24 protein-coding genes are annotated in these 26,987 nt (G+C 29.9%); all 24 read right to left on the bottom strand.

Annotation, left to right across the window (positions count from 1 at the left end; all coding sequences use genetic code 11):
• Positions 1-41: 41 nt before the first annotated feature.
• A complete protein-coding gene (locus BMY33_RS12870; protein WP_091409117.1) occupies positions 42-677 on the bottom strand; it encodes a hypothetical protein in 636 nt (211 codons plus the stop codon).
• A gap of 175 nt (positions 678-852) precedes the next feature.
• A complete protein-coding gene (locus BMY33_RS12865) occupies positions 853-2,025 on the bottom strand; it encodes an FAD-dependent monooxygenase (protein WP_091409115.1) in 1,173 nt (390 codons plus the stop codon).
• 224 nt (positions 2,026-2,249) lie between these two features.
• Positions 2,250-2,513 carry an immunity 17 family protein gene (locus tag BMY33_RS12860; protein WP_170837072.1) on the bottom strand — a complete coding sequence of 88 codons (264 nt, stop codon included), beginning with the start codon at positions 2,511-2,513 and terminating at the stop codon, positions 2,250-2,252.
• 147 nt (positions 2,514-2,660) lie between these two features.
• A complete protein-coding gene (locus tag BMY33_RS12855; protein WP_170837071.1) occupies positions 2,661-3,245 on the bottom strand; it encodes a GrpB family protein in 585 nt (194 codons plus the stop codon).
• 196 nt (positions 3,246-3,441) lie between these two features.
• Positions 3,442-4,860 (bottom strand): S41 family peptidase, encoded by a 1,419-nt coding sequence (locus BMY33_RS12850; protein WP_091409108.1) that lies wholly within the window; start codon positions 4,858-4,860, stop codon positions 3,442-3,444.
• A 106-nt stretch (positions 4,861-4,966) separates the two neighbouring features.
• Positions 4,967-6,112, bottom strand: coding sequence for a helix-turn-helix domain-containing protein (locus BMY33_RS12845; RefSeq protein WP_091409106.1), 1,146 nt, complete (start codon positions 6,110-6,112; stop codon positions 4,967-4,969).
• A gap of 350 nt (positions 6,113-6,462) precedes the next feature.
• Positions 6,463-7,149, bottom strand: coding sequence for a hypothetical protein (locus tag BMY33_RS12840; RefSeq protein ID WP_091409103.1), 687 nt, complete (start codon positions 7,147-7,149; stop codon positions 6,463-6,465).
• 189 nt (positions 7,150-7,338) lie between these two features.
• Positions 7,339-7,776, bottom strand: a complete 438-nt coding sequence (locus tag BMY33_RS23480; protein WP_091409101.1) for a hypothetical protein — start codon at positions 7,774-7,776, stop codon at positions 7,339-7,341.
• Positions 7,777-7,809: 33 nt separating this feature from the next.
• Positions 7,810-8,460 (bottom strand): Yip1 family protein, encoded by a 651-nt coding sequence (locus BMY33_RS12830; protein ID WP_091409098.1) that lies wholly within the window; start codon positions 8,458-8,460, stop codon positions 7,810-7,812.
• A 279-nt stretch (positions 8,461-8,739) separates the two neighbouring features.
• Positions 8,740-9,438, bottom strand: a complete 699-nt coding sequence (locus BMY33_RS12825) for a thioredoxin family protein (protein ID WP_091409097.1) — start codon at positions 9,436-9,438, stop codon at positions 8,740-8,742.
• A gap of 1 nt (position 9,439) precedes the next feature.
• Positions 9,440-9,955 (bottom strand): TlpA family protein disulfide reductase, encoded by a 516-nt coding sequence (locus BMY33_RS12820; RefSeq protein ID WP_091409094.1) that lies wholly within the window; start codon positions 9,953-9,955, stop codon positions 9,440-9,442.
• A 73-nt stretch (positions 9,956-10,028) separates the two neighbouring features.
• Positions 10,029-10,925 (bottom strand): DUF2911 domain-containing protein, encoded by an 897-nt coding sequence (locus BMY33_RS12815; RefSeq protein WP_091409091.1) that lies wholly within the window; start codon positions 10,923-10,925, stop codon positions 10,029-10,031.
• A 67-nt stretch (positions 10,926-10,992) separates the two neighbouring features.
• Entirely contained in the window at positions 10,993-12,249 is a 1,257-nt protein-coding gene (locus tag BMY33_RS12810; RefSeq protein WP_091409088.1) for a hypothetical protein, read from the bottom strand.
• A 136-nt stretch (positions 12,250-12,385) separates the two neighbouring features.
• Positions 12,386-15,580, bottom strand: a complete 3,195-nt coding sequence (locus BMY33_RS12805; protein WP_091409086.1) for an AsmA family protein — start codon at positions 15,578-15,580, stop codon at positions 12,386-12,388.
• 182 nt (positions 15,581-15,762) lie between these two features.
• On the bottom strand, positions 15,763-16,575 hold the full coding sequence (locus BMY33_RS12800) for a DUF2306 domain-containing protein (RefSeq protein ID WP_091409084.1): 813 nt from the start codon (positions 16,573-16,575) through the stop codon (positions 15,763-15,765).
• 85 nt (positions 16,576-16,660) lie between these two features.
• The gene (locus BMY33_RS12795; RefSeq protein ID WP_091409081.1) at positions 16,661-17,245 is read right to left on the bottom strand and encodes a Crp/Fnr family transcriptional regulator; all 585 of its coding nucleotides are present in this window, start codon (positions 17,243-17,245) and stop codon (positions 16,661-16,663) included.
• 123 nt (positions 17,246-17,368) lie between these two features.
• Positions 17,369-18,562 (bottom strand): serine hydrolase domain-containing protein, encoded by a 1,194-nt coding sequence (locus BMY33_RS12790; protein WP_091409078.1) that lies wholly within the window; start codon positions 18,560-18,562, stop codon positions 17,369-17,371.
• A 560-nt stretch (positions 18,563-19,122) separates the two neighbouring features.
• A complete protein-coding gene (locus tag BMY33_RS12785) occupies positions 19,123-19,710 on the bottom strand; it encodes a hypothetical protein (RefSeq protein ID WP_091409076.1) in 588 nt (195 codons plus the stop codon).
• Between the two features lie 188 nt (positions 19,711-19,898).
• Positions 19,899-21,149: a DoxX family protein gene (locus BMY33_RS12780; protein WP_091409074.1), complete on the bottom strand. Its 1,251-nt coding sequence runs from the start codon at positions 21,147-21,149 to the stop codon at positions 19,899-19,901.
• A 711-nt stretch (positions 21,150-21,860) separates the two neighbouring features.
• Positions 21,861-22,358 carry a thioredoxin family protein gene (locus BMY33_RS12770; RefSeq protein ID WP_139195649.1) on the bottom strand — a complete coding sequence of 166 codons (498 nt, stop codon included), beginning with the start codon at positions 22,356-22,358 and terminating at the stop codon, positions 21,861-21,863.
• Between the two features lie 196 nt (positions 22,359-22,554).
• Positions 22,555-23,232 carry a DUF4386 domain-containing protein gene (locus BMY33_RS12765; RefSeq protein ID WP_211482391.1) on the bottom strand — a complete coding sequence of 226 codons (678 nt, stop codon included), beginning with the start codon at positions 23,230-23,232 and terminating at the stop codon, positions 22,555-22,557.
• A gap of 270 nt (positions 23,233-23,502) precedes the next feature.
• Positions 23,503-24,342, bottom strand: coding sequence for a carboxypeptidase-like regulatory domain-containing protein (locus BMY33_RS12760; RefSeq protein ID WP_091409070.1), 840 nt, complete (start codon positions 24,340-24,342; stop codon positions 23,503-23,505).
• 27 nt (positions 24,343-24,369) lie between these two features.
• Positions 24,370-25,518: a S1 family peptidase gene (locus BMY33_RS12755; protein ID WP_091409067.1), complete on the bottom strand. Its 1,149-nt coding sequence runs from the start codon at positions 25,516-25,518 to the stop codon at positions 24,370-24,372.
• A 59-nt stretch (positions 25,519-25,577) separates the two neighbouring features.
• Positions 25,578-26,945 (bottom strand): serine hydrolase domain-containing protein, encoded by a 1,368-nt coding sequence (locus BMY33_RS12750; protein WP_091409064.1) that lies wholly within the window; start codon positions 26,943-26,945, stop codon positions 25,578-25,580.
• Between the last annotated feature and the right edge of the window lie 42 nt (positions 26,946-26,987).

The following is a 26,987-nucleotide window of genomic DNA, read 5'->3' as shown; positions in this document are numbered from 1 at the left end:
CGACGTCTTTGATTCTTTTCAGTAATCTTGTTTACTGTATTCTATTCTTTCAATCGAATTAGTGCTATTCCCGAGAATAGAATCCAAGCTGCTATGCTGAAAACAAATATTCTAAATCCTATAAGGCTAGTAAATGCATAATTTGAAACTGCACCAACGATTGAGACTATCAAAATTAAAACCCCCAAATACCCAATGAATTTAGGAAGTTTTCCTGAACGAATAAGAAGTAATGAGTAGATCGTAATAGCGAAACATAAAGAAATAATAAATACATAATCTAATGCCTTATTAATAGCAAAACCATAATTTATTATATATAGTAATGTATTTTGACTCTGTTCTATGTTTTCTGAGTATTGACTAAGAAAACTTGGTAATATTAAACCGTTAAACATTGCCGCCAGCATTGCTGCAAAAAGTCCAAAAGCAATTACAATGAGTGCCAAAGTTGATAATTTCCATTTTTCAGAAAGTCTATGTGTTAATCCATAAAAGCCAAATAAAATAAAAGGCAAACAACATATAGCTAATGAGTGTGCGATCTTTATCGGTACGGCTACTTTGATAATATGGGCAATATCGCCTCCTGCGGGATGTAAAATCATAGTAACAATTGCCAAAAATGAGCCTATCGTTAATGAAAGTCCTGTACTTCTGTAAAAATTAGTTTCCATCGTTTTGATATTTAGTTCAAAGACAAATATCAATGGATTATGAAAAAACAACACTTGATTGAAATCAAGAAATGAATAAATCGTTAGAGATCTATACGCTATTAACGAACAGTTATTTCTTTTTTATAATATAACTTCACGTTTTTAATCATGTTAAGTGTTATTAGCAGTTATTTTATGGATTGTTAACAATAGTTTTATCTAGTTTGTACAATTCAAACATCTGTTTTTTCATATAAGATTCAGGTGTTCTTTTAAGAACTAAGTTTCGAATAACTTCCATAAACCTATTTGTTATTGCAATTTTTGAAGTTAGTCTTGATTGTTTCACTAATTTTTCAACTTTCGTCTTTCTATACGCGTAAAATTTATTGAATGCCGATTCCAGTTTATTAGTTTCTTTAATAAAATTTGATAAATAAAATGCATCCTCAATTGCTTGGGCACCACCTTGTCCTAAATCTGGTGTCATACTATGAGCGGCGTCTCCTATTAGGCAAATATTTCCTGAATTCCATTTATTTAGTAATTCTAAATCAGAAAGATCTCCTCTAAAAATTGTCTCGTTTGGTGTATTTTTAATAAGATCCGTTACGAGCGGATCGTACTCCGAGAACATAGTAACTAGAAGACTCTTTATACTTTTTTTATCATCGGTCAAATTAGGTGCACTCAATTTCACTGCAAACCAATATACTTTTCCTTCCGAAATTTTAGAGACTCCAAACTGTAATTTCTTACCCCACAAAGTAAAACCTACCGATTCTAATTGAGCATCTAAATTATAGTTAGAAACTCCTCTCCAACATGTTTGCCCTGAGTACCGTAATTTACTATTAGGAAATAATTGTTTCCGAATTTTAGAATTAATTCCGTCCGCACCAATTATAGAATTAGTATTTACAACGGAACCATCTTCAAAATATAATTCATAGGGTTTTTCATCGTTTTCAGCGTATTCTCTAAAATCTTTCCCTAGTATAATATTTTCTTGTTGTACATATTCATATAGAATTTGCTGTAGCTTTCCTCTATGAATTGCCATTGTAGTGTAACCAAATTTTTCTTGAACAAAATCTTGTTTAGAATCTGATATTGGTTTTAATTTATGATTAGCAACCATAATCCGATTAAAAGTATTTCCGGTATTCTGAATCTCCTGTAATAAGCTAGGATTAATCCATTCCAAAACTTGTAATGCATTTGGAGATAACCATATTCCTGCTCCTACTACTTCTAAAGAAACAGCTCTTTCGTATAATTTATATGGAATATTTAATTTATCAAAGGATAAAGCTGTTACTAAACCTCCAATTCCTCCGCCAACAATCGAAATACTTTCTGTCATAAATTCATCTTTTTAGTCTATCAAATAATATTGAAGTTTCAACAAATTTTCTGTGCTCTTTACTTGTTAATTTTTCTAACAAATCAAACGAACCAACATAACTTACTAAGCCGCCATTAGATGAAATAAAATTTCGGTCATGGATAACCGAAATTTTGCTATCATCCATTACTGTTAATTGAGGTATTTGCTTTTTAAATATTCGTTATTATTAACATACGTAACTACTTCTTTGTAAAATACATGAAAAAACCACAAAAGCCTGCAACAGTTCCTAGTATGTAAACAACCCCTATGAATACTCTAAAAGTTTTATGACCAAACATATTATAAAACATTCTTTGATTTCCACTTTCTGGGTCAATTGCCCAATTCTTATTTTTTACTGTTCCAATGAACAAAACAAGAAAAACAATACCAATGATAAGGTATATAAATTCTGGAAACTCTGTAAAAAAATCTTTTACATTATTTAATATTTTTTCCACTATTCTTGATCAGGATATTAAAGTTATGAATATATCGTCTAAGTTCTTGCGTATGAAATTTAGTCTATAAAAAGACATCATATTTTTGGGTTTAGTACTCAATTATTTTTTTAATTTCCAATGCACTAATACGGATACTTTAAATAATTATACTTTAGTGTTTTCTTTTATAATGCTCAACGTTTCATTTATAAAGTCAGTTTTCCCGAGAACGTACGAACCTCTATCATTTTTAAACTTAGATGCTAATTCTAATTTCAAACTTTCATATTCTTTTGCACGTTTATTATTAGCGTTTAGATAATCGCGGAAGTCAATCTGTTTCCACATTACATTATCTTTCGGACACATATGGATATGAAAAATTTGTTCTTTAGTTCCATCTACATTATATCCTTTCCCGAATGTGGAATACGTTTCGATATTTTCTCTTGCAGGAACTTCGAAATGTGAATAACCTAATTCTGTAAATTGATCTATTAATTGTCTATCGAATAATAGTTCTTTAGGAATTTCGATCATTAAATCAATATATGGTTTAGATTTTATCGTAGTAATAGATGAACTACCAAAATGTTCTATTCGCAATATTTTCCCCTTTCCTACTTTATCTAAAATTCGTTTCTTTTCGTTTTCATAAATGTTTTTCCATTCGGGATTATGCTCAACCAATTCAATTGGAAAAAGCGTATTCCAATCTTCTTTGGTTAAATCATTTAAAGTCTTTTTCATTAGGCATCTGTTTTTTGGCATATTTTAAAACGCCAATATAAGTATCTTAAAAAGATTAAATGTTACCATACTTTTCTGTTTTCTATATATTGATTAGTAACTTTATATTTTACAAACAATACACCCACCTAAAAATACGATAAGCGGTTAATTAAATACATACTAACAGCTACACTATTTTAATGATTACCTAGGATTAGTCTCTTCTGCCCTTAGTAATATCTTTTAAATCTCCATGGATAATCATTAATAATTCTTTCAATATTTCATCGTCGTCATCCAACAAATGATCTATTATTTTAATTTCTGGAATTACACCTAGATCCTGCTTCTTAGAATTAATACGCTCAATTAGGCCTTTAGGTACATCTACTATAATGCCTGTTTCTGGTAATTTAAAGCTGAAAATTGAAGCGTATAGATTACTGTATTCTGCCGTTTCTTCTCCTACTATTACTCCTAAGTTATAATCCTGTATTTGAGCAGCTGTAACAGTAGATTGTGAATAAGACTGTCGGTTAACCAATACATAAACCTTACCTTTAAAACGTTTCAATTCTGGTTTTGGCACATAAAATCCAAAGTCATAATCGTATATTTCTCCGTTTTTATGTCCTAGTACAGATTTCCAAAAAGCTTCTGTTGTATCTTTGGTTTGTCGTACATGTTCTTTTAGTAATTGACTAGTTTTAAGTTGAAATTTTGAAAACCACTTAAAAGGCTTACCTGCAATATAAGACACCATATAATCACTAAATGAATCATTTCCACCTGGATTATTTCTCAAATCAATAATAAGGTTTTTTGTTTGGCTTTTTTTAATTTCTATAAAGGCAGAATCTATAAACGTTCTATAGTCATCCTCATTACCTGCAAAACTACCAGGATTTAAATAAGCAGCCTTTGATTTAAATGCAAATACTCTTTTGTGATTTATTATATCATCTCGTCGCATTTCAAAATCTTCCAAAGCTTTTATAGCATCTACTCGAATTTCTTTTCGCTTGCCTTCTATAAAAAGTTCAACGTTAAAAACTTTTTGTTCTCCAAAAACTTGCCAATAAAACCTTGACAGCGTTAAAGACTCAATTTGTGCATTTTTTAAATAGGATCTTTCGGCTGAAATCTGAGGATAGATTTTTTGCAAAACCTCATCAATTGATCTGCCATTAATACTTTTCAGTTCAGCACCGATTTTAATATCATTTTTTGACCAATTTTTTCTAACTAAGGCTTTTCCATCTTCAAAAGCAATCTCTAATGGAAAAATGGTGCCCCCAGATTGGACGTATTCCATATATATAGAACCTGGGAACACAATTCTAGTATGGGCATTGTTTGCTGCAGATATAACTTTTTGTAATAGTGATGTTGTTTCAAGAAGATTAAAAGAGTCTTTTTTTATTTCACTTCTTACAATTTGATAATTTCTCTCAAAATCATCTTTTGATGTATATGCATATAAGTTAAAATGTGTGTTTTCTAATGAATGGTACAAATAATCTAAATCACTAAGAATTTGTCCTTTTTGAAAATTTGTAGTTGCTTGTTGAGCATTTATAGTTCCATAAAGAAGTATAAAAATTAAGGGGATAATTGTTATGTTTTTTTTCATTAAATTTTAGGTTAAGCACCTTTAATCAAACCTTACATAAAGAAGAATCGATGCTATTTTAATTGTTTAAGCCGCAATATTAATCCCTAAAAAGTTATTAATCGTCCTACTGCTTCTTTTCGGACGTATTTTCAATGCCCTTAAGATATTGACTTGGAGTTAACTGTGTTGTTTTCTTAAAAACATGGTTAAAAGTAGATTTTGAATTAAACCCACATTCATACGCAAGACCTAATAATGATAGTTTGTCTTTATCAGAAGATTTTAAACGTTCTTTAAATTCTGCTACACGATAAGAATTGATTAAATCATAAAAGTTTTTTGAACAATTTTGATTAATCTTTAATGAAACTATCTTGGGCTTCATTTGTAGTAATTCGGAAAGCTTCGTTAAGTTTATGTCCGTACTCAAATAAGGCTTTTCATTTTGCATTAACTGTTCTAATTTTTCAATAAATTGAGTGTCTTTTTTTATTGGTTCTTTTACTTTTTCAGATGTATCTACTAAAACTTTCAACGCCAAAGATGATTCTTGTTTTCTAAGGTATCCCTTAAAAGCGATCCAGGTACAGAGTATGGAGAGGACAACGAATGTAGGAAGAAAGTAATATTCTCTAAGGCTTCTATCAAAAACAAATCGATCAATTTCTGTTATGATATTCCATAGAATAAAAAATGATGCATAAATAAGTATAGGGATTTTTAACCAGTCAAATGAATGCTTATCCAACTTAGCGTAGTATTGTTTTAGTAAAACTTGGTGATTAAAGAGTAACCGTAATGATATAATACTGTAGGTAATGATCGAAATGACACCTATCCATTGTTCTATTAAATATACATAACTTATACTAGGAATGGGGTTTTCATACAAACCATCCGCTCCATTTCTATAAATTGATGTTCTATAAAAAATAAACTCTAAAACCAACGGTAAGAAATGAATAAGATGTTGTTTTGAAAATTTAAATGATGTATTCGTAACACTTTTAGTATAAAAATACAGTGCAGGACCAATACCATAAAGCATTTCTAGCTGAACATATCTAAAAACATCAAGCATATTATGATCTTTCAAAACATTAACTAAGACAATATTTAATGCCATAATAGCATAAAAAAAAGTCAACATCGCTAAAAACTTCTGAGCTAATATTTTTGGGCGTTTAAAAAATATTAATGCGCTTAGTACTATTGCTTGTAGTGCAAAAACACTAATAATCGTAAATAAAATGGAGTTTGATGTAATCATTTACTGCATTCCTTATAAAGATATCTGTGCGTTATTATTTTCGTGAACAAATTAATGCTTGAATACAAACTCAAGATTTTATATAACTAAGGTCTAATATAATTTATTTTTCTTGGTTGAGTTTACGTTTTTCTTCACTCATAACTTATCCACTTTATGTTCATGTAAATATTCAATCGTACTAAAAACCTAATTAATCATTTAGATATATTGATAGTATGCTCGGTGCTAGCATATGTTTTTAGTTAGGCTATTTGAGTTACGAAAATTTCCCAAGTTGGGTTCATATTGTAACATCCTATTTTGATTTTTGTTAAGTCATTTCTTAATTATAGATATTGTAGTACACGTTATGGCAATATTTCCGGCCCCAATATGTTCATCCAAAAAATGAATCCAAATACTCCTCCCAAAAATCCACCTAAAATAAATGTAAACCTCAATTGTTTAGGGACAACTTTAAGCAGAATAAACATAGTTACTAATAATCCTATAATTCCTAAAGAAAAAGAAACAGTACCATTCCATAAATTTAATAGCTCAGAGATTTTTTTTTCATCTCCTCCAAAGTAACTCCCATCAGGTTTAATCAATTCACTCCCGATTGACATTGTCAAATTAAAAACTTCTCTTAACCAGAATAATGATAGAAAAATAGCTAACCAGTCTAAGAATTTTAATTGGTAATCATTACTTTTTTTTCTCCTCCAACAAATAATCATCAAACCTACAATCCCAGTAACGGTAGTTTGTAAAGGACCTCCCATTCTGATTGGCAAAATGTCATTTGTCAATTTCCTTACACTTTCTTCGTACTCCTTTTTATCCACAAAGTCAGTTCCCTGATCAATCTCTATCTTATTTTGATTATATATTTCAACAATTTTCTTCTTCTTAAAATCAGAATTATCATAACTCATACTTCCATAATGAAGTGCAGTTTGATAGCCTAGTGATTTTGCTACAAGTATATGTCCGAATTCGTGACTTACAGTTCCAATTATTGTAAATAAGACAAACCCAAGTGTAATAAACATCAGATATTTATATCAATCGATATCTTCATTTAAACAAGCTATAACGTTTCAAATACTTTTCCTGCAAAATAAATTATTTCGTAACTATAGATACTTCCTGATCAAATTAATGTACTTTTCAGTTTTAAAGCATTGTGTCAAATACCTTTACATATATTGCTTTCCGTTACAGATTAATTGATAATTGATTTATTTATACTTTTCAATTTCTTGTTTAAGTGCCTCAATGTGTTCATTTCCGCTGAAGAAACCCTTAAAAAATTTGCTTTTAGGAAGGAAATATACTTTCTCAATTTTCCCTGACTTAATATATTTCATTTTAAAAGGAAAATCATCAAAAAGGAAAGTACGTTTAACATCTTTAATATCTGCTATTGGGATTAAAAATTTAGAATTAAAACTTCCTATTATTAATGACTTTTCATCCCAATAAACCGTTTTAAGTTTTGTTATACCCATATTCCGTAAGATAAAGAAACAAATAATCAACAAAGTTAACATTACCAAACTTGTTTTAAAATCAAATATGAATAGCAAAATAAAGCACACAATTGATAAAGTAATGAACTTTACAATTACAGCTATTTGAAACACTTTCGTGAAATCTGAAGATAATTTATTATTCATATCCTGTTTAATATTTACTTATTTAATGTTTTATCAAATTTGAAAAATCAAGATAATAATAACTATAGGAATCATGAAAACAAAAAATGGTAATAATAGATTCAAAATTGTTTTTCCAATTGATAATTTTTGAACTTCGGAGACACCAACAACACAAAAGATAATTGTCCAAATCCCTAAAATAAATTCTAAAATTAAAGCTCCATAAACAAAGATATTCGAAACAAGTCCTGCACTTACTATATCTCCATTGGATTTAAACATTTCATTACCATATATTCCTATTTGCGGTATGAGAAAAATCAGTCCTATTACTGCAGGAATCATAGCATAGGAGATAATTCGTAAAATAGATTTTGTATCGCCTTGACCTTTTATCCATTTTCCCGTCCAACTAAGCAATGCTGAATAAATATAATATGATATCCATCCCAAAAGCCCACCAAAAAAAACACAAAAACCTATTATAGCAAATAGAGACATTGTATCTCCAGTATCCTTTAAAGATGCTCTATCAAATGCTCTAGAAATTCCTGCAAAGAACAAAAGAATATTTACATATTTATCATACTGATTGTCATTTATAAATTTAAAGACTGTTCTTGGAGAAGTCCAAATTTTTACAAAAATGTCTTTATCTGTTAAACTCTGACTATTTTCAGAATCTGTTAACTCATTATTCATTTAATTCCTAATTTATATGTAAGTGTCATAACACAGCTAAATGTTACTCAGTTTTCTTATTATTTCCGCATACTAGTTCCTTTTAGTTTTAAACTAGTTAAGCATAAACATATCAAACAGAATCTATAACTCTTTTATGTGATTACTTACTTATATTATCCCTAATAACAGACTAATACTAGCGAGGGAATAAAATATTTACAGAAAAAAATAACGACTCGAATTAAAACTCGAATCGCTATTTCTCTATAAATGGTATTATAAAATAGTTTACTCTACTTAAATCGCTTTAACAGGGCATCCTATAGCTTTAGTAAAATTCACTTTTGGTTTTTCACCTTTTTGAAGTGCTTCTATAGCGTTTTCAAGATATTTTACCTTCACATCATTAGCAAATCTTGCGTTATCGTCTATAGTTCCTATATACTGTACTTTTCTTTCTTTATCTAAAAGAAAAACATGAGGAGTCCTTACAGCCCCATATTTTGGAAATACATTATGTTGTTCATCCGCTAGATATACAAAAGGGAACTCTTTTTCTTTAGACCTACTTTGCATCGCTTTGAAATTTTCTTTTGTATTACCTTCATTGATATTTGGATTAATTGCTACTACAGCATAACCTTCTGGAGCGTATTGATTGTGGATTTGAATTAATCGATCTTCATACATTTTTGCAAATGGGCACTCATTACAAGTAAAAACTACGATGTAACCTTTTGCATTATCGATATCTGATAAAGAAAACATAGTACCGTCCACATTTTTAAGACTAAAATTAGATGCGGTCTCTCCTATTTTATATCCTCCTATTTCTTCTAGTGTTTTTGTTTGTTCTGGACCGTGCCCTCCTCTTGGAGGACCTTTGCGCTCACCATTTGGCGGAGGACCTTTCCTATCTTGAGCGTATACATTATTGGTGACTAAAAAACTGCACAAAATTAGAATTACTACTAAAGTGATATTACTTTTTTTCATCTTATTTACTATTTATTGTGGTATTAATTACTTTTTCTAAGTCTTTAACATCTTCAAAAGATCGTTCATGATAAGATCTCTCTTTATTATTGAATATTATTGTAAAAGGAATAGCTCCAGACCAATTTGGATCAATTTTATTTATCCAACTATTTGCATCTGGATCGCTTAACAAAACAACTTTTGATGAGATTCTCTTTTTCTCCAAAAAAGGTTTAAGTTTTTTTTCAATGTCTTCTGGAAAATCAAGACTTACCAAAATCAATTCTACATCAGGATTATTTTTTTCATATTCTTGAAAAACAGGTAACTCTTTAACACATGGAGCGCACCACATAGCCCAAAAATTAATAATATGAGTTTTATTAGTTTTGGTGTATAACAGAGGTTCCAATGAATCAAAGTCATATATAGGAATATCTAACTCATCTACGTTTTCAAATACCATATCTGAGTTAGTTTTGGTAGTAAATCCAAAAAACAGAAAAGGAATAATTAAAAGAATACTTTTATACATTAACAGGTAATTTAGTCTTTAGACTAACTGTTTACAAAAAGGTTTAATTTGTAGCAAAAATATTTATAGAGTTTTATTGTTTACCCCATGCTTTAATATTTTCTGTATTCGTATTGATATAATATTCACTTTTTATTTTTTCTGCGATGATTAGAGATTGTCTTGCAGATTTTATGGCTTCTTCCTTTTCATCTAAATCGTATAATATTTGAGATTTCAAATAGTAATTATATGCTAATCGCTGATCTTCTAGGTTTGCATTTTTAAGCCATAATTCGAAAGACATTCCTTTCTCCTCAATTTCAATTGACTTTTTAATTGTTGCAAGTGCTTTTTTACTATTCTTTTCTTTATCAAAATATATATAAGCTGCTAAACTATATTCTCGTGAAAGAGAAGTGTTCTTTTTAGAAAGGTAATTTTTTAAAATTTTATCTGTAGGTATTTTTATAGGTACTGCTATTTTTATTTTTTCCCAAGAAATGTTCAAGATTGCGGCATTGGCGGTCAAATTATCAAATGTTATCCCCAAAGTTTCTATTTCTTTATCTAACTTTATCACAGGAACGTTAAGCTGCACAATACTATTTTTAGGGTTAAATGTATCTGGCACACCATATTCATCTATTTCGGCATGAAAATATACATCCCATGTATCAACCGATGGCTTCGTAAAAATAGTATATGTTCCAGGAGCCACTTCGACATCTCCTATTATTACATAATCCGAGAAAACTATTTTAGTATTCTTATTTGCTCCGGTACGCCAAACTTTATCATACGGTTCTAGAGCCCCAAATATTTTTCTTCCGCGCATCGAAGGACGTGAATATTCTAAAGAGACATCTACAATTCCTATTTTAATTTCTGTTTTTTGAAACGGACTTAATTTGGGGTTTGTTAATTTCGAAATTTGTGCCGTTAAGGACATAGTAAACAATATACTTACAAGTAAAAGAGCATTTTTCATTTATTATATATTTCTTTATGTATACCCACTGGAAACCGATTAGTGATGATTGAGGTTTATTATAATGCTAATATTTACTTAGATTCAATATAGTATCGTCATACTCATTTAATCCCTTCCGTGTTTGGTTTATATTATCTATTATTCTGTTTAATAAATTTCCTTCAATATGTTTTAAAATAATTATTACTTCTTTTTCAGATTGTTCATTAGAATTATCTGTTTCACCAAAAAATCGAATAAGAGATTTTTTAATAGTTACTTTCGTGATTTTAACATTAGAAAATTTAATTTTATCAAAGTGTGTTGCAGAAAATTCTAATCGAACTCTATTATTATTTTGATCAATAATATCTCTATATCTATTTTTCACTAACGATTGATTGATATTATAATCAATAAAAACTTCGTTATCTAAGCCCACTCTTAACATCTCGGATAATTCAACTGAATTTCCTGAATTTATATAAATAACCCAATCCACAAGTCCTCTTACCAAATCATTATCATTATTATACAAAAAAGATAATTGTTTAGGAGGGAAACTAGAGTAAACATAAGTAAGTCCGTCTACACTATTAGTAGTTATTTTAATTTTCTCTAGATTTCCAGTCTTAATAGAAGCTCTTTCCTTCTTTTTTAGTTTTATAAGTGTTTCTTGATTCTTTCTGCTGGTAGATCTAATTCTATCATGAGCACCATATCCACCACCCCGCTCCATAATTTTCTTCCACTGTTTATTTGTTATGCCATCAGCTCCAATACTTTCTTCAAAAATCTGAGAGTTACTTTTATTCTTTTTTATATCACTTTGTTTTGGTGAGTAAGGATTTCCTACATCATTTCTAAATAAAATAATTTGATCACAGTAAGCATCTGCATATATAATAGCATTTTTAAAATCATTCCAATTTAAAAAAAGCAGTGTTTCTTTATTATTAATGAATTTATTACTAGCCTCTTTTAAGTTTAATAATGTATTCTTTCTCATTTCATCAAATGAGGTTTCTCCCTTATTTAGTTTAGATTTCTCTACTTTATCCGAAACAGAATTGATAATATTTTCAGACATTTGATAAGCATCTTCTAATAACAATCTAGGTAATTTTCCTGAATAAAAATTAGTACTCAACTCATCACTCAGTAAACTATCAGTTACCCAATAGTATTTGTAACCTAGGTCATCTATTATTTTTGCAATAATACTTCTTTCAGAGTTCTTCTTATACGTTACCTTTTCATAATATGGTAATTGTGCCGCGGTATATTGAATAGGTAATAAATAAAATATGAAAAGATAAAAAGCTTTTTTCTTTTTTAACATCTTACATTATTAACTTTATTTTCAATTAAATTTAATAGTCTGAATTATAAAATTTAGTATGCTGTGTATTTTCTATGATAGATATTAAATCAAAAAATCCATAGTTTATCTTAAATGAAATTATAAAAACCTGCTATTATTTTTGTTTTTTCTTACCTAATGAAACCTTATAATCATCAATACTTCCTTTGATTTTTAGGTTAAGGTATTTTACTTTTTCGTCCGGATCTACCTCTACAATCTCGTCTTCTTGCTCCTGACTAATAACGGTATCTTGTTTTTTTCCAAATAACTTTTGCCAAGAAGCTTTTCGCACAGTTTTCCAAGGAATTCGTATGTAATAATCAATATTTTGGTTACTGTCATGCGAACCAGACAATTCCATATGCCCCAAAGTAGATTCGATCCGCATAGCAGGAATATTGATCTTCCCTTTATTTATATCCAAGCTGTTTTGTAAAGTATCAAATCGAATATTTTGTAAGTTTTTATCTCCCATATAGTCAGAAAGCGCAAGCATTGGATCATAATTTTTTAATCTTCCATTTAGTACTTTCACATCCATTTCTATGGTAGATTGATCAAGATCAGGTACCATATCTGGATATACTCTAATCTTACCTTTAATTCTAGATGTAAGTTTTCCTTGTAGATTTTCGGAAACGAGATGATCTTGTCCAAAATTTTCAAACTTGAACAGTAATTTATCTAAATCTACATTATTCATAACCAAATCTGGTTGCATATAAATATGTTCTGGATCACTACCATTAAAATACCCACTTAATCGAATATTTCCTCCAGCTGCATCCATATCTAAGGTATCTATATAAATATAATGATTGGGTGTTGTTCTGATATCCGCTTTAATATTTTGAAGATCTATTCTGTGGTAAATAAAGTGGGTGATATCTGCCTTAAATTGCATATCCGTAAACGGCAACTCATATAAATTAAAAGCTTCTGCATGTTCTTTTACATCAGCAGTTGTTGAAGTCATAACTTCTGTTGATTCTGGAGAGCTCACATCAAAGTTAAAAAGCGCATCATAGTCAATATAATTTGCTTTTACTGAGAGGTAATTATCTCTTTTCTTTATCTTCTCATCCTCACCTAAATAGTAATTAAGATCAAAATTAAAATTAGTAGTTCCTATTTCGCCATGAAAATCTTTTATTACCAAGTGTTCATCTTCATAATGGATATTTCCTCTAAAATTATCAAAGCGTAGTGGGTGCAATTCCATTTTTGTATCCAATTTGTCTAAAGCTAAGTCAATGGAATGCAAAGCAGAATCTCTGTAATGCATACTAGAAGTAAGATGCAATGCCAAATCATCAAAAATTTCATGTCGATACTCTTCAGGAACATAATTTTCTCCCTTATACGAAAAGACATCTTCTAACCTTAACTTTTTAGAAGTAAGGTTGATATCTAAATCAACATCTCCATTAAGTTGGGATTGCATCCAAAAAGCATACTCATGTATAAGCCCATCAAAATGAAAATCACTATCATCTATATATCCTGTAAAATCAACTATTTTGAGATCCTTATCATCTATTAACACATCTGCATGAAAATCATGTAGTTTATGTGGATAATGCTTTAAATCTGCATATAGGCTATCGATAAAAAATTCACCTTTTGGTAAATATTTAGATTCTGTAAAATCTTTTGCAGAAGCTTTAAAAGAAAGGCCTAAACTCAATTCTTTTATTTGTTCATCAAAACCAGTTTTGGTAGTATCCTGTGCTGAAAAACCAGTTAATTCGGCAATATCTAAATACTTAGAAACTATATCCAAATGAACATCTACTGGGATGTTCGTATGATGCACAATTGCAGGTAAATCTGAAAGAAAACCACTTACAGATAGATCTGACTTCCCCATCAACAGTTCAAACTTATTTAGAGTTGCTTCTTTACCATTCATTACTAAATTTACATTCAGATCGTGCAAGGGAGCTGGAAGATCTTTGGCAACTAAACTCAGCTCTTTTACAATCAATTCTGTAAAATACGCCTGATTAAGTTTTTGTAAAGCCTTTTCGGGTTCATCAATATCTATAATATCATGAAAATTCATTTTCAATGAAACCTCTCCTGAAGCATCTTCTACTTGCTCCAGTTCAAAAAATTCTGTAATAAAATCGAGATTAAAATTTGAGTTTATTTTCATATCCACTTCTGGAGATTCAAAATTCTTTACAAAAATAGACCCTTCAAATTCTCCCTTTTCTAAAGATGCGGTCATATCGGTTAACGAAAACTCCATCGTACTTACATCTCTATTTTTTCCATTTGTAAAATGGCCATTGAATCCCATATTATCTATCTTCTTCCCTCTTTTAGTATTTTCTAGGAAGGCTTTTCCTGCTCCGAAATTAGCGCGAACAAAAGGTGTATTTCCTTTATTCGCAGGCCCTTCAATCTTAGCATTAAAATAAATTTCTCCAGCGTTTCTGTATTTCTCTAATACAGGTATAACATCTGTTGGTGCAAAAGCAATCAGCATGTCAAAATTAGGCTTTGTCCCTTTTACATAAAGGTTTAGATCTACATCATTCTTCGTATCTATTGATCCTTCTAATTCAAAATCACCATTTTCCATAACAATCCCAGAAGGTTCTATGTCCAGAATTCCAGTATATTCATTAAATACCACATCTGTATGCACTTCGAAATGTTTATTATGAATGAAAGTGGTATCTCTATCTTTGATCACATTCAACTCAAAATGGGTATCTATATGCCCAGCGATGATACTATCTTTTTGGCTAAAACCACCTGTACCAGCGTACATGAATTTTTCGACATCTGTATTTGTAGCCTCATCTAGAGTATGGATGTCTAGACTTTTAAATCTAATTTTTTTTAGATGAATATTAGTGGATGGTGTTTCTGTTTCAGAAGTACTCGCTAAGGAGTTTTGAATATTTGTCGTATTATTCTCATGAATTACAATATTAAAAACACCTTCTTCTATAACTAAAGACTGAATGTCATAATTTCCTTTTACTATATCCCATAAGTTAAAACCAATGTATATATCTTTTACATCCATAATGATAGGTGCATTATCTTCTTTAGTTTCAAAGATTTTTACATCATATACTTTAATAGAAATGTATGGAAAGTTACTAAAAAGAGATAATTCACTTTCACCAACACTAATAAGGCCTTTGTGTTCTTTGTTTAGTTTTGCGATCTCCCCTTTAATAATTTCGGATTGGTTGCTCTGAATATATAGCATGAGGCCTCCTATTACTAACATTGGAACTAAAATTAGTCCTAATAAAATTCGTTTCCAGAATTTTTTAATCTTCACAGCAGGTATCTTTAGGTTATGACCCTAAAAGTAACGAATTCGTATGAAAAAATCTTGTTTCGCATACGAATTCGTCTTTAATTGAACTGCATTTTATAATACATCTTAAACTCTTAATCAACTATATGTTATATTGTTAGTATTTCCCTTAGTTATAAATTAATGATTGTAAGATCTATAAATCAAATACGTGGTAACCACATCCCCATAGTTGCAGAAAACGTCCCTATTGCAATACAGCCCGTAAGTAGTACGATAAAAATGGAAAGCATAAATTTCCCTTTAACCGATTTAGATTTTTTTGCTCTAAAGTAAAAGTTTGCAAATAGTACTGGTAAGATATAACTAAAAACATATAGCATATTTAATGCAGGGCCTTGAAAAGACTCCATATCAAAACCTACTGGACCTTGATTAATAGTAAGCCATAACATTAAAAACACTCTAAAAAACCAAACTCCGCTCATAGCTAAGAATAAACGAATTGCCCATTTTCGATGTATCTTTAGTTTTCTAGAAATAGCATATTTTATGGTATTAAAAGCACATATAAAAATAAATACTCCATTTATCGTGATAAAGATAGATCCCATTAATCCTCCTACAGAACTTCGGATCCAGGCTAGATATAAACCAGCGATACTAATCAAAAAAGCTGCACTAATATAAATACGACCATTTATTCTATGAAACTTAGGAAACTTAGCGCGTACTTTTTTTATAAGTTGCAGTGGACCTCCAATTGTAATTATGGCGGCTAAAGCTATGTGTACTCCAAAAATTATGTTTCCCAGAAAATCATTTTCTACATACCCATGACCGCTAGCTTCGTTCCATCTTTCGAAATCACCAGCAAGACCACTTATAGCATAAAGCCCTAAAATATATAAGGCAAATATGAATTGACCAGTTATTACTACAATAAACCAAATGTTTACAAATGTTTTGAGGATTTTTAGAGGTTTCTCTTTTGAAAGTATTATTGAAGACGACATATGATTGATTTTTTGATTGATCTACAAACCTAAAAATCATATGATAGAAACTACTTCACAATTGTGAAGAAATATAAGGTAATCCCTATTTAACCAACTCATTACGTATGCGGCTTAGACTCCCTGGGTTAATTCCTAGATACGAAGCAATATATTTTAGAGGAATGTTTTGAATGATTGAAGGATATTCTTTTTGCAATTTTACATACCGTTGCTCCGCAGAAAGTGTAGCATGGTCAATGATTCGTTGTTTATTCTTTTCCAACTGTTGTTGCAAGATCTGTACAGTGTATTCCATTTGGGTGATTCCTAGTTTCGCTGTAATATCTACATCATCTCGTTTAATTCGCAATAACTCGCAATCAGTAATACATTGCAGGTTTTCGTTTGAAGGTGTTCGATGCATAAAATGATTATATGAAGTAAAAAAGCGAGGACCATCATTAATATCCGTAATAATTTCTTGACCTAGCTCATTACTATAAAAATTCCGCATAAACCCCGAAACAATGAAATTATGATACTGAGGTACTTTTCCCGAGGATTCAATTATCTCCCCTTTTGTAGCAGAAAAAGGTTTAAAATATTTACGACATAAGTCTTGATCAATTTTTGGGATATCTACGAGCAGTCGTACATAGTTAAAAAGTATTTCAAAATTGTCATTCATATAGCGTTCGATTTAAAAGATTAATATCAGAAAAATGAATCCTGTCACAGTTTACAAATATTAAACTAATTTAGTTTTTGGCTTTTTCTTATTGACTATAAACAAGTTGATCCATAGTACCTATTACTTATCATAGGGTACGAAGTTCTCCCAATACCAAGGCATCCAAGTATCTCCTATCGCAACTTCTAGTAATTCTTTAAAAATACTTTCGGCATTGGAACTGTTGGACATGATTATAATTCCTAAATTCTGTGATGGATAAAATACGGTATAATGTTCCCAACCCTGAATATGCCCTTCTTTAAAAACTGCTTTCCCAAATGGTGTTTTGTAAGTTCCAAATCCCAAGGCATAGCTTAATTCGATGTTATTATTTTCTGTAGTTTTTATCAATCGATTTTTACCAAATTGTTGCTTAGACTCAATTCTTATTTGCGGTTTAAAAAACTCTTCATACGTTTCTTTGCTCATTCCCTTTTGGGCTAACATTGCTTGTATAAACTTAGTATAATCCTCTGGCGTAGTATCCATACTACCAGCGGCATATTCTTGATTTCTTTTTATTCGTTTTAAGGTTTTTCTTTTCTTGTAGTGACCAACCGCATAGTTCATATCAAATCTTTCTTGCCAAAGAAAACTTGTCATATCCATCTTAAATGGTTTAAAAACGTATTTTTCTGCAAGTTGCTCTAGATTAGTTTTAGTGATTTGTTCTACAACAAACTGAAGCAATTGAATACCTTCTCCTGAATAACTATAAAAAGTTCCTGGTTCTAATTCGATCTCCAGTGGGTTTTCCATATCAATACCCGATTTAGTAATATATCTCCAGTTTGGAAACCCAGTAGTATGGGACAAACACATTCTTGCGGTTATTTTCTCATATCTTTTATCGGTTTCTAAATCTTTAAAACCTTCATAACCGTGAGTAAATTCATAAGAGTATAAAGGATTATCTAAATATTCTACTAAAGGTTTGTCTAAATCAATCTTTTCTGCATCTACTAATTTCATCACTATAAATGCAAAAAGTGGTTTACTAAGAGAAGCAGCATAAAAATTATGTGAAGTTTTTAGTTCTTGCTTATCTTTTAAATTTCTGGAACCGTATGCTTTATGAAATAAAACACTGTCTTTAGTAACTATTGCAATTGTAAGACCGTGCACATTTGCAGCATTTTTTAAATGCATAATTTTATCGTCTAAAACTGGGATAGGGATTACTGAATCATCTATTCTTTGGATAGATTGCGCATCAATATTAAGACTAGTTACTAGAAATAAGAATGAAATGAAATATCGTGTTCTGACCATTGTAACATCTATTTTAGATTCCTTTATGATATAATAGACGCATATTAAGATCAAATGGTTGCCTTGACAAGTAAAAAAGATACGAACTTGGTAAAACAGTTTATTATAAAGCTATTAAAAGAATTGAAAGTATTATAATAAAATTAATTAAGATTGAAAGAACATTTATTTTTATATGCAAATTATAATTTCTCAAATATTTTTTAGCTAAAAAATCAATAATCAAAAAAAAGAAAGCAATGAAAACAAAGAAAAAGGGTATTACAAACCCAGTTGGAGGAGTGTGACTACTACTTATTCCATGCTGAATAATCGAATAGATTGTAAAACATATTCCTAATAGATATAAAAAGGATTTAATTATTCTGTATATGTCCATTTCTTAGTACCTTCCTTGATATCACTGCTCTCAATAGTTTAGAACTAGCATATCATTTTGCTTTAGACACTTAAACTCTAAAATCAAATAAAACTAGATCTATAACTAGATCGTATACTTTATTACGGGTATGGTTAAAGGTTATAAACTAACTGTAGTGAAAGTTGCTAATGGGTATTCTTTAATATTCATATTCTAATTTCTCTTTGATTTCTAATAGTTCTTTTTCTTTATCAGGAAACATTAAAAAGAGTTTATCTAACAGCTCTTTAGCCTTGTGGCAATTTTTAAATTCACTTTCACATTGAAAGCTATATGATCGAACGAGTCTGTAATTAATTTCATAGTTTTTTTGGAAAACTTCTTTTGCTTGTTCATAGTAAAAAACAGAATTAGACCATTTTCCTTTTTCAAACCAATCATCTCCTTTTTCAATAAGTATTAAAAACTCTTTTTCCTTTTCCTGGAATTTAAGTATTTCTATACTCTCTGTATCTACAGTGTTTTGTCGGATTACATTAATTGTAAAATATGTAAAAACACTTGTTATGAGTATTGCGATACCAATTAGTATTTTCTTTTCTTTTCGGTTTTCCTTTCTTATTTTTTTTCCTATTTGTTGTATTTCTTCCTCGGAAGCTTTTTTTAAGCTTGATTTTCCTTCAGTATCTTTTAAGTTTTCTTTTTCTAATAGTTCTTTAGGCCTCAGTAACGTTTCATTATTACGTAAACTTGACATCACTCCTCGAATACTTTCTCCTTCTAACATATTTTTAACTATTTACTTACGGTGAGATGTAAACAATTAGATTCATCCCTACTAATATGTAGATTCAAAATTAAATTTGTTACAATAATTTTATGGAAAACAATCAAAAGCAACATACGATTTCTCTCTACTTCTAATACGAATAATCAAAAAATCAAGAACGTTTTTGAAAACTTCAAAGGACTGTTTCACCTATTGTAAGGACGCTCATTAATCCAGTTAAAACCGCGAGAGTTCAAATTAAATTTCTCGTGATCTTTTCTCGAAAATATAATATGTAATGTATCAGAGTCTATAATTCCATCCAATTCAAGAAATTCTGAATTGGGGTTTTTATAACTGAAATTATAATGTTCAGTTTCCGAATCCTTTTTATGTATCATTATTTTTTGAGATGTCGAATCTGTTATGAACTTATATTGATATTTTAGATCATCCATTGTTTTTACAGTTGCCTTATCTTTTAAGTCCACAATAAGATAACGCCATCTATAATTATCTGTAATTAATGGTTGTAATGTATCTCCATTTTTAATAAAAGATGAAGCCTCCCATATACCATAGAGTAATGGCTTTTCTCTATTGTTTCCTCTATGACTTTCTGTGGTATAAAAATTAAATGAAATTAAACTAACAAGAATAAATAAACCAATGGATTTTATCCAAAATATGACTTTATGATATTTGTTGTTTTTAACAGGGTGATAATAAGTAAATACATCTACTGCTTTATTTTTAATAAATACTTTTAAAAACCTATCGTCAGTTATAAAAATCACCAGAGCCATTAACACCAAATGAATCGAAAATAATTTCACAGGAATGTCATAACAAAAATTCATCATGGCCACTTGCGTCATTACTCCAATAATTATAAATGAGCCAAGTGTTTGTGTTCGTCTAGGAATTAATAACAAACCACCAAGTACTTCCATAAAACCAACAAATACATTAAAACCTTTTGAAAACCCCATATAAGTCCACGCTAATCCCATTGGCGAAAAATCACCTAAAGGGTCGAGCAAATGAGTCAATGAAGCTGATGGAAACTGAAGTTTAAAAACCTTAACAAAGCCGTAAAGAAGCATTACAGCTACTAAAACAATACGTAGAAATACTAAAAACCAATAAAAAAGCATATTGTAACTCTTACGGTTTCGATCTAAAATGCTCCAAATAACAACGGTTATTAATGTTAAAACTACAGTTACAAATAATGTCAAATATGCAAAAGTGTGATCTCCACTACCATTACCACTTACCTCATATTCGTAGTTTACTTTAAAAACTTCTTTACCAATCCATCTAAATGGTACTTCAAAAAGTGGATTTAATAACATTAGAAGTATATAGAGAGCAAAATATGTAAATAGTGCTCTAAATATTAATTTGCTTACCGTATTCCAATGTTCTTTATATTCTTGCGTCAATAATTTCATGGATGATTCCTTGTAGATTATTATAAATTATTAGTATCCGGAATTAGTAATGTGTTACAATGGAGTAGTATATAAGATTTACTATTAGAAAACTCAATATTTTTTCTATCCGTTATTTAAAAAAACAGAATGATATTGTAAAACTTTAGCCTTACTTAGTAGATCGGTTAGCATTACGTTTTTTTATAGTAACCAAAAATAGAATCAATTGTAAAATTGTATTAGGCAATATCGCTAAACCTATTGATAAAATATTATGTGAACCTAACGACATGTTTGATCCAAATTTTAACCATAAAAAAATAGCAATAAACATTAATAAACTAGGGAAGAAAAAGGCAAGAATTTTTTCATTATTTATTTCTTTAAAGGGTTTATAAAACAAATAAGGTAAATAGGAGATTGCAGCTATTACACAGTAAGAAAAAGCTAGAATAATGATCAAACATCTTTCGCCTTCGCAATTTATACTCAATAGAAATCCAGTTAGTATGTTTGCTAGTAATGCTATTAAATATTCCCTCCAATTATTCATTTATAATAGAATTCATTATTTTTCTTGGATATTTTTACCACAAAATAATATCCTTTTTTACTAGTTAGGGACTAACAAATATTACAAACCTCCATTAGATAATTTAAAACAATCTTACCCTACAAAAAAATATAATAGTTATCCACTAGTAACAAAATGATGTTAGCTGTAGCGCATTAATCCGTTTCACTACAAAATTTATTTAGATCAAAAACTGTCATTGCACCTGCATATCTTTTAATTTCTTTTCCATTTTTTAATAAAATGAACTGAGGCAAACCTCTAATTTGAAATCTATCTAACAATTTTCTGTTTAAATCGGCATTAACTTTAGCGATTTGTATATTCTTTGATTCATTTGCGAATTTTTCTATAGTAGCGTTCATCATCAAACATGGACCACACCACTCAGCCCAAAAATCGATTAAAACTAGTTTTTCCTCTTTCAAAACTGAATCTATATTTTTACCATTGAGATGAATGATTTTAGATTTATTTTTCTTCAAGAATATTTTCTTATATAAGAATCTAAAAGGAAAGGTAAATGCTGAGACTATTGTTGAAGAAAAGAAAATAATAAGAGCAAAAATATAGTTTACAATTGTTGAAATATTTTTCTTTTCTTCAAAGTTCTTTTCAGAATCATTTTGGTATTTAATAAGCTTTTCTATCATTTCTATAATCAAGTACAACTCTGGAGTATATTTATGTTTTCATTATAATTGATTACCAACTACTCTCCATAGTTTATTTAGCTTTAAAAATAGCATAAAATCCCGATCAAACAAGATCGGTTACCCTTTTCTATATTTTCTTATGAGTATTGCTACTTATCGTAAACTAGCTGTAGCAGGAGAACCAGATAAATATTTAACTTGATTTTTTCTTAACTCCGATAATTAAAAGCCACAAACCAATTCCAATTTCGCCTAATGCATGAGGAAGACTTGCTATTGTTGGAATTATTGTTTTTCCATAGGAATCTGGATAAAGAAAATATCCTAAAAAATCTGTCAAGTAACCGAAACATCCAACTATGAGTAGAATTCCAAAAATTTTAGGAATAAAGCCAGATTTTAAAACTAAATAACCAAATGGAAGTAACCAAAGACCCCAAAATATTTGAACAATGCTAAACCCGTTATAATGCGATCTAAGAAGTATTAAAAGTTTTTCAGCCTGTATATCTGTAGTGTTAATTCCTACTTTATTATTAATCAAAGAAATGATATCAAGTTTAGGTATTAAGTTAATATATGAAAATGCAACACTTACTAAAACTAAAACAACCATTATAATTGCTGCTTTATTATTGACTTGCTTGAGCAATTTGTATAGAGAAAGTGATAAAAAGATAAAAATAGTAATCATACACAAATCACTCAATATTCCTATTTTGAATAGCAATTCATTTGTAGTGATATTGTTATGAGTTTCGAGGGCATTGTCTAAGGCATAAAGCTTTGACGGAATGTATACAAGACTAAACATTCCACATATAATCATAAGAATATATAGTAAACCAGAAACTCTAGCATCTTTTTTCATTGAAATCATATTAATTGGTTAGTTTCTTGTAAGACGATTATGAAGATGATTTGTTACGCCTCTCGTTTTGAAAGTTTTACTTCTAAGCTGTCGCTAATCTATGACTAGTGTAACTCGCAACTTTGGAGACATTTTTTATAAAACAATCATACCAAACAATATCTATCACTCTTTTATCGAATTTCTTAGTAATATCAATTCAGCAATAGTAGGAAATTAACCAGTATTCTAGCAATCAATTACACAAGTTGCCGGCAATAATTCTTTCACTTATTGCCGCACTGTTACGTACATGGATATCTTAGCACCTTTTGTTACATTCCAATTGCCTACACTTGATGAACGCCCAACTGCCTTTCCTAATAATTGCCCATTATAATTAAATGGTGCTTGTTCATTATATTCCAGAGGTAAATATTCTATTGCAATAAAGACGGGGTTTTCAAATTTCAAATCAAATTTTTTCAAATCGAATGTATTCCAGCCATTTATTATCTGTTTTTCAATAATGATATTACTAGCACCTATTTTCTCAAAAGGAAGATTATCTTTTATGTTGTAAAAATTTATTCTAAATTTTGCAGCATCGATATTTACATTAGAGAGTGCAATACTCACATCTAAAAGCCTTGAAGGTTTTTTTATTTTGAGTTTTTTAGCAAATTCTTGAATATTATTATTCTGATTATTATCGGCCCGAACATCACCTACAACGAAACTAACGTACGATGTAGTTCCTAACTTTTTTTCTTTTGTTTTTTTTGAAATGATTGTGACTTCATCTAAAGACACCAATTTCTGATCAAGAACAAATTCTCTGATGCTTTTTTCAACAACATCAGAAACTTTAATTGTACGTTGTTTATAGCCTAAAAAGGAAAAAGATAAACTATCAGATTGATTTTCTTCATGTATTCTAATACTAAAATGACCATTTTCATCAGATATGGTTCCTATATTTTTATTTTTAATTCCAATATTTACATATGCTAATTTTTCATTATTAGCTCCCTTGACTATTCCCTTCAAAATTAAATTTTGAGACCAGCAAACATTGGATAGTACTAATAAAATCAAGAAAAATTTTAAAGATAATTTGTATTGATGCATTTTTTATTTTTTTAATTATTTTCCTTTTTATCTACGAGTCAATTCATACGTTACATCCGGTTGTATTATAATTAATTTCCTAAAAACGCCATTTTTTTCGTTTTTGAATTCTAATTTATAATCTTCTAATATTTCAGAAGAAAACTCGTGTTCTCCAGTTGGAACAAATTCATATTCTTGACCTTCTGATACGAAAAGATAAATCTTAGTATCATTCTCTTTTGTATACACCTTCATTATATTTCCTGATATTTCATACTCACCAACATATTGTTTTAAAGTACTTGCATTTACAGATATGATCTTTGGTTCATAAACAGTAGCATCAGGCTTCGGCTCTACTCTTAATATCGCTTCAGAAACGTTGCCCTTTCCTGTCATTTCTTCATTAATCCATTGTATATACTGCGATACTCTTGTATAGTTTTCTACCACACCATAAAGTCCTTCGTCTCCTCCTTTTGTATCTTGCCATGAGCTAATCCCTGCCAAGTAAACGGTATTGTTCTTTACAATAAAAGCAGGTCCGCCACTATCACCTGGACCGCTAATGCCTTCAAATTCTGTAAGATATTTTGTTTGGGTATCTGGATGATCAAATGTCCATGTCAACCAATTTTTAGTTGCTGTTTCAATTCTATTGGTAGCACCTCTTTGTTTTCCATCGTTACCGTTTATTCCAATGAGTCCATCACCTTTATTTCCTCTTCCAACCATGTACACGAGCTTGTCTACTTCGTCTTCATCAACATATAATTTAGCTTGCATCGCATCAATAGGTTTTGTTTTTAAATGTAATAATGCAATATCTTTTAATGAAGAATTATCGGCTTGTGGATTATTCCAGTCCTTATACATAATAACCTTATCTACTTCAATTTCGACATCCTCTATGATCACAAAATGTTTTCTTCCGTTTTCGAATTTTTGCGTAATTCCTACAGCGCAATGAGCTGCAGATAACACCCATTGATCCGCTATAATGGTGCCTTCACAATCTGGTAGATTTAAAAGACACATATATTTTTCAAATTTCTTGGCAAGTTTGAGAAACTCGACTTCATCTTTGTCGTGTCTGGTTATCATTACTTCGTGCTCGTTATTAGTTATATAACTAAAGCTTACTGATATTAATGATCCTACTAGAAACAATACGATTGCATTTATTCTCTTCATTTTAGTTTTTTTGTATTAATTACTCTGTTTTATAGGGAAGAGTTTTAGGTATAGTGCTTTTACTCCGCTAGTAAAAAATTTGATATTCTTTTTGCTATGGAAAAGACACGTAGATCTGATTTATTACTAAGAATAATTATTGTAATTTCTTTTTTAGGATACATCCATAGGTCTGAACTAAACAAGTCACTCCCACCAGCGTGACGAACTATTTCGTCCTCTAAATCTTTATTTACAATTCCCCAACCATAGCCATAGTGAGCCCGTCCACCATTGTATTCAAAATGAGGATGAAGATATTTAGATGTTGTTGCTTCATCAAGTATTGTACGGTCACGTATTGCTTGACTCCAGAGCAGTAAGTCACTCGCCCTTGTTAGAATACCTCCATTTCCTTTGAGATTGAGATACGGACCATTGTCACTCCAATTCTCTTCATTAGGTTTTTTAGCTTCAGTACTATCTACATAACCATTAGCAATTTCATTATTTTTCCAATCAGGAATTACATAGCCAGTATGGTACATTTTCGAAGGTTTAAAAATTTCTTCATTCAAAAAGGTTTCATAATCCATTCCGCTAGCTTTTTCAATTATTAATGCGAGTAAGCTATATCCCATATTAGAATAATTAAATGCTGTCCCAACTGGACTTATCAGTTCACTACTAAATACTTGGCGTAGAAATTCCTCTTCTGTAATAGTATCGTAATCACCTCCTATCCCAGCTGTTAAACCCGAAGAATGTGTGAGTAATTGATGAATGGTTATGTTTTTTTTGTCGTTAGGAACAGCATCAAAGTATTTTGATAGTTTATCAGTAGTAGCCAGCTTATTTTGCATGGATAATTTTAGTATCCCTGCACCTGTAAATTGTTTTGTAATAGAACAAATATCAAAAACTGTATTTACGTCATTTAGCCCATTGTCTTGACTATTTTTTCTCCCATATGCCTTATTAAATATGATGCTGTCATTTTGAGCGATTAAAATAACTCCTGAGAAATCTCTTTCGGTAAGTTTTTTATCTATGGTATTTAGATCATCAATTTCCATACGAATCGCTTTAAACGTTTCGTCTGGTTGTATTAGAGTAAATTCATTAAAAACACCATTTTCTACCTTCTTAAATTCTACTTTAATTTCTTCTTCTGCTCTAAAAGCAAATTTGTGTTCTCCAGATGCAATTAATTCACTTTCTCCTTCAAAGAGTGAATTAAAATAAAGCTTCGTGTCATTTTCTTTCTCTTTGGTATAAATATTTATTATAATTCCCATTTCTTCATACATATAATCTCCAACATATTGTTTTAGATTACTAACAGTAGTTACAGGTATGTCTTTTGGTTTATTAATATTTGTACAACTAAAACTCACTAATGAAAATGATAGCATTAGAAGTAATATGATTGTATTAACTTTTTTCATAATTTTCTGTTTTTTGATTTACTACTGCGAATGTAGATCTCA

Source organism: Aquimarina amphilecti, from assembly GCF_900109375.1.
Lineage (GTDB): Bacteria > Bacteroidota > Bacteroidia > Flavobacteriales > Flavobacteriaceae > Aquimarina > Aquimarina amphilecti.
This window is presented reverse-complemented; position numbering and strand designations above follow the sequence as displayed.